General features: G+C 53.0%; 11 protein-coding genes. 8 read left to right on the top strand and 3 right to left on the bottom strand.

Going from position 1 to position 13,846, the window contains the following annotated elements; all coding sequences use genetic code 11:
* Window positions 1-41: 41 nt before the first annotated feature.
* Window positions 42-1,016 (top strand): lauroyl-Kdo(2)-lipid IV(A) myristoyltransferase, encoded by a 975-nt coding sequence (gene lpxM / locus F3J40_RS09065; RefSeq protein WP_167013926.1) that lies wholly within the window; start codon window positions 42-44, stop codon window positions 1,014-1,016.
* A 37-nt stretch (window positions 1,017-1,053) separates the two neighbouring features.
* Here lpxM and F3J40_RS09070 read toward each other — a convergent pair whose 3' ends face one another.
* The 3 genes from F3J40_RS09070 to F3J40_RS09080 all read right to left on the bottom strand — a co-directional run bounded on the left by F3J40_RS09070 (window position 1,054) and on the right by F3J40_RS09080 (window position 4,799).
* Window positions 1,054-2,286 carry an MFS transporter gene (locus F3J40_RS09070; RefSeq protein WP_167013928.1) on the bottom strand — a complete coding sequence of 411 codons (1,233 nt, stop codon included), beginning with the start codon at window positions 2,284-2,286 and terminating at the stop codon, window positions 1,054-1,056.
* A gap of 80 nt (window positions 2,287-2,366) precedes the next feature.
* Complete coding sequence (gene pyk / locus F3J40_RS09075) at window positions 2,367-3,809, bottom strand: pyruvate kinase (protein ID WP_167013931.1); 1,443 nt, start codon at window positions 3,807-3,809, stop codon at window positions 2,367-2,369.
* Between the two features lie 138 nt (window positions 3,810-3,947).
* The gene (locus F3J40_RS09080) at window positions 3,948-4,799 is read right to left on the bottom strand and encodes a MurR/RpiR family transcriptional regulator (RefSeq protein WP_017346511.1); all 852 of its coding nucleotides are present in this window, start codon (window positions 4,797-4,799) and stop codon (window positions 3,948-3,950) included.
* A 359-nt stretch (window positions 4,800-5,158) separates the two neighbouring features.
* On the opposite strand from F3J40_RS09080, the gene zwf reads away from it, so the two are divergent.
* The 7 genes from zwf (at window position 5,159) to F3J40_RS09115 (ending at window position 13,807) form a co-directional block, all read left to right on the top strand.
* Window positions 5,159-6,634, top strand: a complete 1,476-nt coding sequence (zwf, locus tag F3J40_RS09085) for a glucose-6-phosphate dehydrogenase (RefSeq protein ID WP_017346509.1) — start codon at window positions 5,159-5,161, stop codon at window positions 6,632-6,634.
* Window positions 6,635-6,886: 252 nt separating this feature from the next.
* The gene (locus F3J40_RS09090) at window positions 6,887-8,188 is read left to right on the top strand and encodes an NAD(P)/FAD-dependent oxidoreductase (RefSeq protein ID WP_167013933.1); all 1,302 of its coding nucleotides are present in this window, start codon (window positions 6,887-6,889) and stop codon (window positions 8,186-8,188) included.
* A 41-nt stretch (window positions 8,189-8,229) separates the two neighbouring features.
* A complete protein-coding gene (locus F3J40_RS09095) occupies window positions 8,230-8,604 on the top strand; it encodes a cupin domain-containing protein (protein WP_167013935.1) in 375 nt (124 codons plus the stop codon).
* Between the two features lie 60 nt (window positions 8,605-8,664).
* Entirely contained in the window at window positions 8,665-10,110 is a 1,446-nt protein-coding gene (locus tag F3J40_RS09100) for an APC family permease (protein ID WP_167013937.1), read from the top strand.
* A 59-nt stretch (window positions 10,111-10,169) separates the two neighbouring features.
* Entirely contained in the window at window positions 10,170-11,657 is a 1,488-nt protein-coding gene (locus tag F3J40_RS09105) for an aldehyde dehydrogenase family protein (RefSeq protein WP_167013939.1), read from the top strand.
* A gap of 56 nt (window positions 11,658-11,713) precedes the next feature.
* A complete protein-coding gene (feaR, locus tag F3J40_RS09110; protein ID WP_167013941.1) occupies window positions 11,714-12,646 on the top strand; it encodes a transcriptional regulator FeaR in 933 nt (310 codons plus the stop codon).
* Window positions 12,647-13,096: 450 nt separating this feature from the next.
* Window positions 13,097-13,807, top strand: a complete 711-nt coding sequence (locus F3J40_RS09115) for an NlpC/P60 family protein (protein WP_167013943.1) — start codon at window positions 13,097-13,099, stop codon at window positions 13,805-13,807.
* Window positions 13,808-13,846 lie beyond the last annotated feature (39 nt).

Raw genomic sequence — 13,846 nt, forward strand, 5'->3', positions numbered from 1 at the left:
GCCGACACTATCATTAGCGCGTCATTCCTTGAGGCGTTTGCATGGATAACCGTAAAAAAGATAACATCGAATTTATTCCCGTTTTTCAGCGTTCTTTTCTAAAGCCTAAATACTGGGGCAACTGGTTGGCGATCGGTGCGTTAGCCGGACTGGCTTATTTGCCGGTTAAAGTGCGCGATCCCTTGTTGGCCGGTTTGGGTAAATTTGCCGGCAAGCTGGCGAAAGGTGCGCGTCGTCGTGCCTTGATAAACCTGTATTACTGTCTGCCGGAGCTGAGTGAAGAGGCTCGGGCGGAAATTGTCGATGAGATGTTTGCTACCGCGCCGCAGGCGATGGTCACGATGGGCGAACTCTATCTGCGTGGCCCGAAAGCCGTTAAGCAACGGGTGAAATGGCACGGACGTGAAATCATCGATCAGATGAAAGCGGAAGGGCAGAACGTGATCTTCCTGGTGCCACACGGCTGGGCAGTGGATATTCCGGCGATGTTGCTGGCCTCTGAAGGCCAGATGATGGCGGCGATGTTCCATAACCAGAGTGATCCCCTGATGGACTACGTCTGGAACACCGCGCGTCGTCGCTTCGGTGGCCGAATGCACGCACGTAATGACGGGATTAAGCCGTTTATCAGTTCAGTACGTCATGGCTACTGGGGCTACTACCTGCCCGATCAGGACCACGGCGCAGAGCACAGTGAATTTGTCGATTTCTTTGGCACCTATAAAGCGACGTTGCCAGCGGTCGGTCGTCTGATGAAAGTGTGCCGTGCGCGCGTCATTCCACTCTTCCCGGTGTACAACGGCAAAACCCATCAGCTGGATATTTTTGTGCGTCCACCGATGGATGATCTGTTGGAAGCGGATGACCCGACGTTGGCGCGTCGCATGAACGAAGAAGTGGAAGTGTTTGTGCGGCCGAATCCAGAGCAGTACACCTGGATCCTGAAATTACTGAAAACCCGTAAACCGGGGGATCAGGAGCCTTACGACCGTAAAGAGCTGTATCCGCGTAAATAACGGCTAAGCGCTGGGCCTGATGCCCAGCGCGAGCTTATCAGAGTGCGGTCACGCGGCTATTGCGGCGGTGTTCACGCATAAACAGCAGAATCAGTCCAAACCACAGCACGCCACTGGCGAAGTTAAGCCCGCTGAAGCCCCCGGTTCCCAGGGTGAAGTAACTGCTTTTTGCCAGCTCCACCCCTACTGCCAGAATCAGTAAGCTCACCATCCCTAGCATGGCGGCAATACTGCCTTTGCCCTGATCGCTGGCATACAGCGTGAGGCGATACAAGCCCGCATTCACCATTCCCGCACCAAAAGCATACAGGCTCAGCCCGAGCGTAATCAGGATGTAGCCGTGGCTGCTCAACAGGCTGGCGATAAGTGCAAGGGTTAAACCGGCTAAAATCGGCCACGCGGCGAGCACCACTGGGCGTTCAATCGGTACGCGACCTGCCATTTTACTCAGCGTCAGGTTGCCGGCAATCATGGCCAGAAACACCGGCAATTGCAGCAAGGCATAGGTCATACGGCTCAGGCCTTCATCGCGCATCAGGATCACGGGAGACAAAGCAACCCAGGTGAGAATCGGGATAAATACCAGGCCAATTGCCACCGATCCATACATTACCTGACGGTTGCGCACCAGGCGGCCATACGCGCGCCCCAACGCGGGTAGGGCCACTGAGTGGCTGCGATCGCCTGCGGTTTCAGGCATCACGCGCAGTAAAATTGCCAGCGCCAGCGTACTCAACACGGCAAACAGCCAGAACATGCTGCGCCAACTGCCGACCGTCAGCCAGGCTGCCCCTGCCAGCGGGCCAACCAGCGGAGCCAGCAGGGCAACGTTTGCCATCAGCGCCATCATGCGCACCGCCAGCGCCTCTTCAAAGGCTTCTTGTACAGCGGCATAGCCCACCGCACCAATAAAACACAGGCTGATACCCTGTAAGAAGCGCAGCGCCACAAACTGCTCAATGTTACTGACCCAGTTGGTGACAATGCAGGCCAGGATAAAAAACAGAATGCCGCTCAGCATCACCGGACGACGGCCATATTTGTCTGAAAGTGGGCCCAGCAGCCACTGCAAAGTAATGCCGCCAATCAGGTAGGCCGTCAGGGAAGTGGAGACCCATTCCGGTCCGACTGCAAACTCATCAGTCACCAACAACATGCCTGGCTGGATCATGTCGTGAGCAATATAGGTGGCGAATTCGAACAACACCAACGCTAAAGGGAACAGCAACGCACGGCCGCTGAGTGATTTAACAGGGATAAATTGCGCCATCCAGGCTCCTCATAAAAAAGAAAAACGCGACTGAAGGCAGTCGCGTTAAGCATAACTACAGATTGTGACTTCTTGTGGTCTTAGTCGACGCGCAACACCCGGCTGGTGTTGGTGGTGCCCGTTGCGCCCATTACGTCACCTTGTGTCACAATGACCAGATCGCCTGAGACCAAAAAGCCCTTATCACGCAGCAAGTTTACCGCATCATGGGCGGCGGCTACACCCTCATTATCACTGTCAAAATAGACGGGAGTCACGCCACGGTATAACGCCGTCAGGTTGAGTGTGCGCTCATGACGTGACATGGCGAAAATCGGCAGGCCAGAGGTGATGCGCGACGTCATCATTGGTGTGCGGCCTGATTCGGTCATGGTGATAATCGCGGTAACACCTTGCAGGTGGTTAGCGGCATACATGGCCGACATCGCAATCGCCTCTTCGACGTTATCAAACTGCACGTCGAGACGGTGTTTGGAGACGTTAACGCTAGGGATTTTTTCTGCACCCAGGCACACTTTCGCCATCGCGGAGACGGTTTCGGCTGGGTACTGACCCGCTGCGGTTTCTGCTGAGAGCATGACCGCATCGGTGCCATCCAGCACGGCGTTCGCCACGTCCATGACTTCCGCACGGGTTGGCATCGGGTTGGTGATCATGGACTCCATCATCTGTGTTGCGGTAATGATGGTACGGTTAAGTTGACGAGCGCGGCGGATCAACGCTTTTTGAATCCCCACCAGTTCCGGGTCACCAATTTCCACACCCAGATCGCCACGCGCCACCATCACCACATCACACGCCAGAATGATGTCATCCATCGCTTCCTGGGTCGCTACCGCTTCTGCGCGCTCAACTTTAGCGACAATTTTTGCCTCGCAGCCTGCATCACGCGCCAGGCGGCGAGCATAATTGAGGTCTTCACCACAGCGCGGGAAGGAGACAGCCAGATAGTCGACGTTAATCATGGCTGCGGTGACGATATCGGCTTTATCTTTTTCGGTCAGCGCTTCAGCTGACAAGCCACCACCCAGTTTGTTGATGCCTTTGTTATTAGACAGCGGGCCACCCACGGTCACTTCCGTGAACACTTTCATACCCTGAACTTCAAGCACTTTCAGCTGTACGCGGCCATCATCCAACAGCAGGACATCCCCTGGCACCACATCCGCAGGCAGACCTTTATAGTCGATGCCCACTTGTTCTTTATCGCCTTCACCTTTGCTGAGGTTGGCATCCAGCAGGAATTTATCCCCCACATTGAGGAAAACTTTGCCCTCTTTGAAGGTGGATACGCGAATTTTTGGCCCCTGCAAATCGCCCAGAATCGCCACATGGCGGCCGAGTTTTGCGGCGATTTCACGTACTTTATCTGCCCGAAGTTTATGATCTTCCGGCGTGCCGTGGGAGAAGTTCAGTCGTACCACGTTAGCGCCTGCGGCAATAATCTTTTCGAGGTTATTATCACGATCGGTAGCCGGGCCGAGGGTTGTAACGATCTTGGTTCTTCTGAGACGTCTTGACATGAAGGGCTCCATTGGCTGATGTTCGTGCGCTTTTTGTCAGGCGCACGTTAAGCTCACTATTCTATACGATACCAGGATTGCGATACGACTCACATTGTAAATGTGATGTTAATTATTTTTAACTAAATCTGATGTTCATTAGCGATGCTTCTCGAGCCGGGAATCTTTCAGCGCTTCTTTTACCCGTTTCAGATTTTCCCGGAAGTCACTGCCGCGTGCCAGAATAAAGCCGGTTGCCAGCACATCAATGACGGTCAGTTGCGCCAGCCGGGACACCATTGGCAGAAAAACATCGGTATCTTCAGGCACATTCAGAGTAAGAGCCAGCGTGGCTTCAGCGGCCAGCGGTGTGCCCGGTGAGGTGACCGCCAGCACAGTGGAACCGGTTACACGCGCCAGTCGAGCCAGTTCTATCACATTTTTGGTCCGACCTGTATGCGAGATCAGCACAATCACATCCCCAGGCTGACTATTTATGCAACTCATGCGCTGGATCACAATATCGTCTGACCAGATGACAGGCAGATTGAAGCGCAGGAATTTATTGAAGGCGTCATGCGCCACCACCGCAGACGCACCCAGGCCAAAGAAGGTGATCTTTTTGGCTGAGGAGAGGTGAGCTACCGCCTGTTGCACCACGTTGAAATTCAGCTCCTGACGCACCTGATGCAACCCCGCGAGGGCAGAGTCGAAAATCTTCAGGCTGTAGCGCTCAACGCTGTCATTTTCTTCCACATCCTGGCTGACCCAACTGTTCTGGCGCTTCGCCAGGCTTTGCGCCAGCTGCAGCTTAAAGTCGGGAAATCCACGGGTGCCGAGGCGATGGCAAAAACGGTTCACGGTGGGTTCGCTCACCTGTGCGGCTTTCGCCAGCGTTGCAATGCTGGAGTGCATGGATTCTTGCGGTTGTGCCAGGATCTGCTCGGCAACTTTACGTTCGGATTTGCTTAGCGCATCAAGCTGCGCCTGAATTTTTTCCAGTATGTTCATTCACGGAGGGCCATGTTCATTATTGATCTTATTTGTCTGAAGCATCTTAACCATGAACGCCGCGCGAATATAGCGGGTTGTTGGTTGACGAGCAGCGATGGATAAACTCACCCAACCATTTTTTGCCATACTGCTCAGGTTGCTCATTTTCACTGAGCCAAAAGGCCGTAATCCCCCTGACATCAGCGTGGAGATACTGACCAATAGCACGAAATATGTGGAGAGTTGCCTGCTGAATCGGGTGTTCCGGTTTACCTGGCGCAGGGAAAAAAGTACATTGTGCTGAAAGAAAATTACAACATGGACCCGACATGCGCAGCCCTGCGATTTCGGGTATATCCTGCAACGAGGAGAGGAAAATGGCGGTAACACAAACAGCCCAGGCATGCGATCTGGTTATATTCGGTGCCAAAGGCGATCTTGCACGCCGGAAACTGTTGCCTTCACTGTACCAGTTAGAGAAAGCAGGACAAATTCATGAAGATACCCGCATCATCGGCGTAGGCCGTGCGGAGTGGGACAAGGCGGCGTATACCAAAGTGGTACGCGAAGCGCTGGAAACCTTCATGAAAGAGAAGATTGACGAAGCGCTGTGGGATAAGCTCAGCAATCGTCTCGACTTCTGCAACCTCGACGTTAATGACACCACGCATTTCCCGCGTCTCGGTAAGATGCTGGATCAGAAAAAACGCGCCACCATTAACTACTTTGCCATGCCGCCAAGCACCTTCGGTGCGATTTGCCAGGGCCTGGGCACCGCCAAACTCAACGCTAAGCCCGCGCGTGTTGTGATGGAAAAACCCCTCGGTACCTCACTGGCGACGTCAAAAGAGATCAACGATGCCGTTGGTGAGTACTTTGAAGAGAGCCAGGTCTTCCGTATCGACCACTACCTCGGTAAAGAAACCGTCCTGAACCTGCTGGCGCTGCGTTTCGCCAACTCGATCTTTGTTAACAACTGGGACAACCGCACCATCGACCACGTGCAGATCACCGTGGCAGAGGAAGTGGGGATCGAAGGTCGCTGGGGTTACTTTGATCAGGCGGGTCAGATGCGCGACATGATCCAGAACCACTTGCTGCAAATTCTGACCATGATTGCCATGTCTCCACCTTCTGATCTCAGCGCTGATGCGATTCGCGATGAGAAAGTGAAAGTGCTGCGCTCGCTGCGCCGCATCGACCAGACCAACGTGCGCGATAAAACCGTACGCGGTCAGTACACTGCGGGCTTCGTGCAAGGCCGTAAAGTGCCAGGTTATCTGGAAGAAGAGGGCGCCAACAAAGCCAGCGCCACAGAAACCTTCGTCGCGATCCGTGTTGATATCGACAACTGGCGTTGGGCGGGTGTGCCATTCTACCTGCGCACCGGTAAACGTCTGCCAACCAAATGTTCTGAAGTGGTGGTTTACTTCAAGAACCCAGAGATGAACCTGTTCAAAGACTCCTACGCTGAATTGCCGCAGAACAAACTGACGATTCGTTTGCAGCCGGATGAAGGGGTAGATATCGAGATCCTGAACAAAGTACCGGGTCTGGATCACAAGCATAAACTGCAAACCACCAAACTGGACTTAAGCTACTCAGAGACCTTTAACCAGTCGCACCTGGCGGATGCTTATGAGCGTCTGCTGCTGGAGAGCATGCGCGGTATTCAGGCACTGTTCGTCCGCCGCGATGAAGTCGAAGCCGCGTGGACGTGGGTTGACTCAATCATCAATGCATGGAACGCAGATGCTGATGCACCGAAGCCTTACCAGGCGGGTACCTGGGGTCCAGTGGCGTCCGTTGCCATGATCACCCGTGATGGCCGTTCCTGGAACGAGTTCGAGTAATCCTGCCTTAATGCTTCCCTAAAGGGCGTCGATTGACGCCCTTTTTTATTTCTTCCCCGGTTAAAAAATGTGAGCTGCGCGACAATCCTGGCGCATATTCCACGCTTTCGCCTGCCTCGGCACAAAAACACAACCCCCCTGTCTCTCCCAGACAAGCACCCTGTCAGACAACATGCGATAAATGGCGCAAACAGTGTTTCGTTTGATTGAACACCTCGGGATTGAAGCGAAAGATAAAAGGCGGGTAAAAGCATGCATGTTGATGAACAGGCGACTTACTACACAGCAACCAAAAAGTATGCGCTGAGTTTTCCCTCTCTGGAACAGGATATTGATGCCGATGTAGTGATTATCGGCGGCGGATTCTCCGGCATTCACACGGCGCTGGAGTTGGCAGAACAGGGCATTACCAACACCGTGGTGCTGGAGGCGCGTTATCTGGGCTACGGCGGTACCAGCCGTAATGGTGGACAGGTGATGGCTGGTATCGGTCACGATCTGGATGCCATCAAGAAAGATGTCGGCGTTGAGGGACTGAAGGCGATTTTTGCTCTCAGTGATGTCGGCCCACAAATCATGCGCGATCGCATCGCTCGCTATAACATCGATGCCGATTTTTGCAGCGGTTATGGCTACCTGGCATACAACGCGCGTCAGGCAAAAACGCTGCAAGCATGGGAAAAAGAGTTTAAGTCGCTGGGTTCAGGCTATGACATTCGCTATCTGGCTGGCCCGCAGGTTAAACAGATCATCGACTCTGACGTGTACCACTCAGCGCTGTTTCACAGCGGTGGCGGGCATGTTCACTCCCTGAACCTGCTGCTGGGAGAAGCCCAGGCGCTGCGCGACGTCTATGGCGTTAAGATTTTCGAATACAGCCCGGCACTGGAAGTGACCTATGGCGACCGGGTTGAAGTCCGGACGGCGAAGGGCAAAGTTCGCGCCAGCAAACTGGTGTGGGCAGTCGATGGTTTTAACAATCACCTTGAGCCAGAACTGCACCGTAGCACCATTAATGTCTATGCCTATAACTCGGTGACTGAACCCCTGAGCGATGAACTGATTCGCCGCATCAGCCCGATTCGCGGTGCCTACAGCGATATTCGTCCTGTTATCAACTATTTCCGTGTGACCAACGACAATCGCCTGATGTTTGGCTCATCGACTGCCTTAATTGAGCACATTCCGCAGGATCTTAAAGCGTGGAACCGCAAGCTAATGCTGGAAGTGTTCCCGTACCTCGACAACGTCGAGATCGATCTGGCGTGGGGCGGCCCCATGGCGGCGACCACCAACCTGTTCCCGCAGATCGGATCGCTGGTTGGGCGGCCTAATGTGTTTTATGTCCAGGGGTACTCTGGCTTTGGCGTCACACCCAGTCAGATCATCTGCAAAATTCTGGCAGAGGGGATTCTGGGCGAATCTGAGCGCTATCGCCTGATCAGCGCCGTCAGCCATCCGGCCATTCCTGGCAAAGATCGCCACCGTGCGCTGCTGTGCTCTCTGGGCAAAATACTTCACCAGTCTTCAGGCTATTTGCACGGTCGCCGTTAAGCACCGTCAGCCTGTCATTTTTTCACTATGAGGATCTTTCCATGGCTTTAACCAAACTCCAGTCCGGCATTACTCTGGCCGATTTACACGAAGCGGGCAGCCTGGCCGCGCTAGGTGCAGACATTTTTGAAGGTGGCGACGTGAAATTCTACGTTAAGCCGACCCACGGTGCGCCAACAGACCCGATCAACGCCGGTTACTTTGGCACCACTAAAGGGCGCTATCGTCTGGTCTATCCGTTTGATGAGCAGGCCACTATCACCTGGGGTGAAGTCAAAATCACCGATGAATCCACCGGTGAAACCCACTTCTACAAGGCAGGTGACAGCTGGTTCATCACTGCGGGCACTTCCACGCTGTGGGAAGTGGTTTCAGCCGGTTACACCAAGCACTACTACGCAGTAGTACCAGCGTAACAACATGCAGCGGGCACTCAGGTGCCCGTTTTGCATGGCAGGGGACAGGGAAAACAGAGAATGACAAATAATGTCACGACAGCCAACAATGGGCTGAATCGTAATGCAATCGGCCTATGGAGCCTGGTGTTTTTTGTGCTGGCGACCAACGGTCCACTGACAGGACTGGTGGGCGTTGCACCCACGGCGATTTTATTAGGGAACGGTATTGGTTTGCCCAGCGCCTACTTGGTCGCTGGCGGTGTTTATCTGTTGTTTTGTGTCGGTTTTGTGGCGATGAGTCGTTACATCCGCAATACCGGTGCGTTCTATGCTTACGTAGCCAATGGTCTGGGAAGACCGGCGGGCACCGCAGCCGCTTTTCTGGCGATTGTGGCCTATGCCGGATTACAAATCGCCTGCTACGGCATGATTGGTTTCTTCCTCGCTCACGGGCTGGGGCTGGCGGGGCTTTCACTGCCGTGGTGGTGTTGCAGCCTGTTTGTGGTGCTGGTGGTGCAACTGCTCAGCACGCGCAATGTCGCGGTGAATGGCAAAGCGCTGGGCCTGTTTATGACGTTGGAAGTGATCGTCATCTCTCTGTTTGATCTCGGGGGTATACTGCACGGTGGGGGACCCGCGGGTTTCAGTACCGAATCCTTTACCGTGGGAAGCTTTATGTCGCACGGCGTGGGGGCGGTGTTTGTCTTTGTCGCCAGCTCCTTTATGGGAATTGAAACCACCGCGATTTATTCAGAAGAGGCGCGCAATCCGGAACGTACGGTGCCTAACGCCACCTATATTGCCGTGATTCTGATCACCGCACTGTTGGTGTGCTCCTCGTGGCTGCTCATTCTGAGTTTTGGCCCGTCAAACATTTTGCAGCAGGTCACCGCCCATCCGGGAGATGTGTGGTTCATCGCGGCTGAACGCAATGTGGGCGGTTGGCTTGCCGTGGTGATGAATGTGCTGCTGATTACCAGCTTGTTCTCCATTGTGCTTAGCCTGCAAAACACGCTGTCGCGCTACCTGTATGCGCTGGGGCGTGAGGGCGTATTCCTGTCACACTTTGCCCAGTTGCATTCGCGTCACAAAACACCGTGGCTGGCCAGCCTGATTTTAAGTCTTGTCCATTTTGTTCTATTACTGGCCTGTGGATTACACCATATTAATCCCATGACCGGGCTGTTACCGATAGGCAGTGCGCCAGCAGCACTGGGCATTCTAAGCGTACAGGTGCTGACGTCCTGTGCAGTGATTGGTTACTTCAAAGGTAACCGGCGTCATACCAACCTGTGGCAGCGTTTAGTCGCTCCCGTTTTGGCGATCGGTGCCATGGGCTTTGGGGTGATTTTGATTGTTATGAACATGGATTTACTGACGGGAGGCGTTCCCGTGCTGGACTGGCTGATTCCGTTAGGCCTGGTGCTTATCGCACTGTACGGCGCATTAGTGGCCATTTGGCTACGGCGCTATCGTCCTGCTGAGTATGCCAACTTAGGGCAATCTTTAAATAACGAAGTGTAATTTTCCGCTCGAGCACCTTGCAGTGGTCGGTCAACCTCTTTGAGTATGGAGTTATCAATATGGCTGTTGTTTCATTATTACCGCAGGTTGAAGCCTTCCTGGCCCGTCAGCATGGCCACTTTATCGATGGTAAAGCCGTGGCGGGCAGCGGTGCGCGTATTGCGGTGGTGAATCCCGCAACCGGCGCGCCTATCGCCTCAATCGCAGATGCGACCAGCGAGGAAGTGGATGCCGCAGTGGCCTCAAGCCGTCGTGCGTTTCATGGCGCATGGGCGAAGACTACTCCGGCTGAACGTGGCAATTTCCTGTTGCGTCTGGCCGATCTGTTTTCGCAAAACCGCGAAGAACTGGCGCAAATCGAAACCAGCCAGTCAGGGAAAATTATCCAGATTTCCCGTGCTTTCGAGGTGGATCAGGCGGTTAATTTCCTGCGCTACTATGCTGGCGCTGCAACACGTATCAACGGTGAAACCATCACCCCGTCACTGCCTTCCTTTAACGGCGAGCGCTACAGCGCCTTTACCCGTCGTGAACCTGTTGGTGTGGTGGTGGGGATTGTGCCGTGGAACTTCTCTATCATGATTGCGGTATGGAAGTTTGCCTCAGCGCTGGCAACGGGCTGTACCAGCATCATCAAGGCCAGTGAGTTTACGCCGTTAACTATGCTGCGTATTGCGGAGCTGGCGACCGAAGCCGGCTTGCCGGACGGTGTGCTGAACGTAGTGTGTGGCGGCGGCGATGCCGGGCGTCAACTGATCGCACATTCAGGCACCAACAAAGTCAGCTTCACCGGTTCAGTGCCAACCGGGATTGCGGTTGGACGCAGCGCCATGGAAGCGAAGTTGACCCGCGCAACGCTTGAACTGGGCGGCAAAAACTCGGTGGGTTTCCTGCCGGATGTCGATGCGGATACCGCCGTTGCGGGTATTCTTGAAGCCGGTTTTGTTCATCAGGGGCAAGTGTGTGCCGCGGGTGAGCGCTTCTTTATCCACCGTTCACGCATTGATGAGACGCTGGAAAAGCTTTCACAGGCACTGGCAACCCTGAAAATTGGCGACCCAATGGATGAGGAGACGCAGTTCGGTCCGCTCTCCAATCAGGCGCATTTCGACAAGATTAATCAGTTCTTCCGCCAGGCGCGCAGTGAAGGGGATGAAGTGGTGTATGGTGGTGAGTCCCTGGAAGGGCCGGGTTACTTTGTTAAGCCGACGGTGATCCGCGTGACGGACGCCGGTGCCAGCTTACTGAATGAGGAAACCTTCGGCCCGGTTGCCACTTTCTACGCCTATGATGATGAAGAAGAGTTGCTGCGTTTGTTCAATGACACGCCATACGGTTTGTCGGCCAGTTTGTGGACCAGCGACCTGAGTAAGGCGCTGAACTATGTTCCACGTATTGAAGCGGGTACGGTTTGGGTGAATATGCACACCTTCCTCGATCCGGCAGTGCCTTTTGGTGGCGCGAAGGCTTCCGGGATTGGCCGCGAATTTGGTTCTGCGTTTATTAATGACTATACCGAACTGAAATCAGTGATTATTCGCCACTGATGTGTTCGTCTGCTGGCAGCATCAGCTGCCAGCGTTATAACCCTTGAGGGAGTGCGATGCTGCCAGCAACCTGTCATACCACGGATGTTATGGCGTGGAATTCTGCTCTGCGGCAGGTATGCGGCACCTTTCACGCCCAGCCAGCGCATGCACATTCGCTGTTTATCGGCGATATTGTGTACCGCGAATTGGCGGGGATCGGTTTCACCCTGATTCGGACTAACGCCGGGCGCATTGCGGGCTCACCAGCGCATGATAATGCGCACTGTTTCCTGGTTTATCAGGTGCAAGGCGAAAGCTGGATTGAACAAGGTGATACCAAATGCCACCTTGGGCAGGGCGAGCTCCTGCTACTGGACACCATCAATGCGTGTGAAATTGTGCCTGAAGGGCTGATTACCCACGCCTCTATTCATCTCCCCCGCGCGGAATTACAGCAGTTGCTCAATCATTCTGGTTCGCTGTTTCGTAAGCTGAGCTGTCAGACCCTGAGCGGCAGGATGCTGCGCGACCTGATTCGCCAGTCCTGTCACGACTATTTGCATGAGTTCGGCGAGCAGCAGGGGGCTCAGGAATCACTGCAACAGGTATTGCTGACGCTAGTGGCTGCCAGCTGGCAGCAATCGCCCCATGATGATCCCGCTGCGCTACCGAGCAGTGCCTCAACCCAGCAGCGCTGGCAGTGTATGCAGGCCTTTACCGATGCCAACCTCAATAACCCACAACTCAGCCCGGATTTGATCGCCCGCCATTTCAGCGTGTCACGGCGGCAGGTACAGCGGCTATTTTCCCTGCATGGCAGCACGCCCGCGAAATATATCCAGCAGGAGCGCATGAAGCGTATTGCCAGCAGCCTGCGCGATCCCGCCTTCCATGATAAAAACATCACCGAACTGGCATTTATGTGGGGCTTTTCAGATGCCACCTGGTTTAGCCATGCTTTTAAGCGGGCCTATGGCGTAAGCCCGAGCCTGTGGCGTAGGGGATAGGCATAACATCAACAATCTATTAGTTCTAATGTGATATTAATCCTGTTGCAGGTTTGAATGTCCGATAAATAGTAAAACATTTCGGTTTTATAACCCATTGGCCAGAGGGTAATGCTATTGGCTAAATAAGCTATGGCATTGAAAAATAGTGAAAGTCATCTTCGTATTCAAAGAAGCAAATCTGCGATACAGATGATTCACCATTGAAACTGTCACGCATGTAAAACAAATCTCTCTTTTTATTCTTTAATGCGATATTTAAAATGGTATTTTCGCTAATACAATGATTTTTAAATAGTATGATGGGGATTAATTAAAAAATGATATGTTTGACATTACCCGCACTGCTGTAATACTTTGACATAACATTACAGCCATTTTAGTATTCATGAGTTAGATTTACCTCCACACAGCCCGATCACTTTTATTTATAATAGTGAGGACCTTTCTATGCCTAAAATAAGTGAGATACAAAAACGACTACAAGCATTAAATATCGATCCTGGTCCTATTGATGGTGTTTATGGTAGAAAAACAATTAATGCGTTGAAAATATTTCAGAATAAAAATAATCTCGTTGTTGATGGTATTCCGGGAAAGAAAACGCTCGCTGCGCTTTTCCCGTCGCAAAATGTGGACCTCCCTGCTCAGCAATCTGTTTTTCGACTTGATCTGGTTTGGTTGAACGAAGCGAGAAGGTTGCTAGGAGTAAGAGAACAATTAGGACCGGGATCAAATATTATCATTCTTGACTGGGCAAATGACCTGGATATTCACTACCCAGACGATGAAATTCCATGGTGTGGATTATTTGTTGCTCATTGCCTTGGCAGTACGTTACAGGATGAGTCCTTACCGACAAATCCATTACTGGCCCGGTCATGGAAAAATTTTGGCGTAGATGCACAACCCACACCTGGAGCCGTTATGGTGTTTTGGCGGAAATCTAAAGAGGGAGTATCAGGCCATGTCGGATTCTATGTTGGTGAAGATGATAATAATTACAGGATATTAGGCGGTAACCAAGGTGATAGTGTTTCTATCGCCTGGATTGCAAAAAATCGCTGCCTGACTAGCCGCTGGCCATCTTGCGTCAACAATCCAAATTCTGGCCCTTTTATCTGCTCAAAAAAAGAAAGCCTTTCATGGGATGAAAGCTAAATTTCTTTTAAAGAACCTTGGTCAAATCACGCAGTGATT

Source organism: Candidatus Pantoea multigeneris, assembly GCF_011752615.1.
Classification (GTDB): domain Bacteria; phylum Pseudomonadota; class Gammaproteobacteria; order Enterobacterales; family Enterobacteriaceae; genus Pantoea; species Pantoea multigeneris.

Bases quoted from the DNA above. Each gene is read 5' to 3' on its own strand.
- lpxM (WP_167013926.1), top strand. From the start codon at position 42: ATGGATAACCGTAAAAAAGATAACATCGAATTTATTCCCGTTTTTCAG.
- F3J40_RS09070 (WP_167013928.1), bottom strand. From the start codon at position 2,286: ATGGCGCAATTTATCCCTGTTAAATCACTCAGCGGCCGTGCGTTGCTG.
- pyk (WP_167013931.1), bottom strand. From the start codon at position 3,809: ATGTCAAGACGTCTCAGAAGAACCAAGATCGTTACAACCCTCGGCCCG.
- F3J40_RS09080 (WP_017346511.1), bottom strand. From the start codon at position 4,799: ATGAACATACTGGAAAAAATTCAGGCGCAGCTTGATGCGCTAAGCAAA.
- zwf (WP_017346509.1), top strand. From the start codon at position 5,159: ATGGCGGTAACACAAACAGCCCAGGCATGCGATCTGGTTATATTCGGT.
- F3J40_RS09090 (WP_167013933.1), top strand. From the start codon at position 6,887: ATGCATGTTGATGAACAGGCGACTTACTACACAGCAACCAAAAAGTAT.
- F3J40_RS09095 (WP_167013935.1), top strand. From the start codon at position 8,230: ATGGCTTTAACCAAACTCCAGTCCGGCATTACTCTGGCCGATTTACAC.
- F3J40_RS09100 (WP_167013937.1), top strand. From the start codon at position 8,665: ATGACAAATAATGTCACGACAGCCAACAATGGGCTGAATCGTAATGCA.
- F3J40_RS09105 (WP_167013939.1), top strand. From the start codon at position 10,170: ATGGCTGTTGTTTCATTATTACCGCAGGTTGAAGCCTTCCTGGCCCGT.
- feaR (WP_167013941.1), top strand. From the start codon at position 11,714: ATGCTGCCAGCAACCTGTCATACCACGGATGTTATGGCGTGGAATTCT.
- F3J40_RS09115 (WP_167013943.1), top strand. From the start codon at position 13,097: ATGCCTAAAATAAGTGAGATACAAAAACGACTACAAGCATTAAATATC.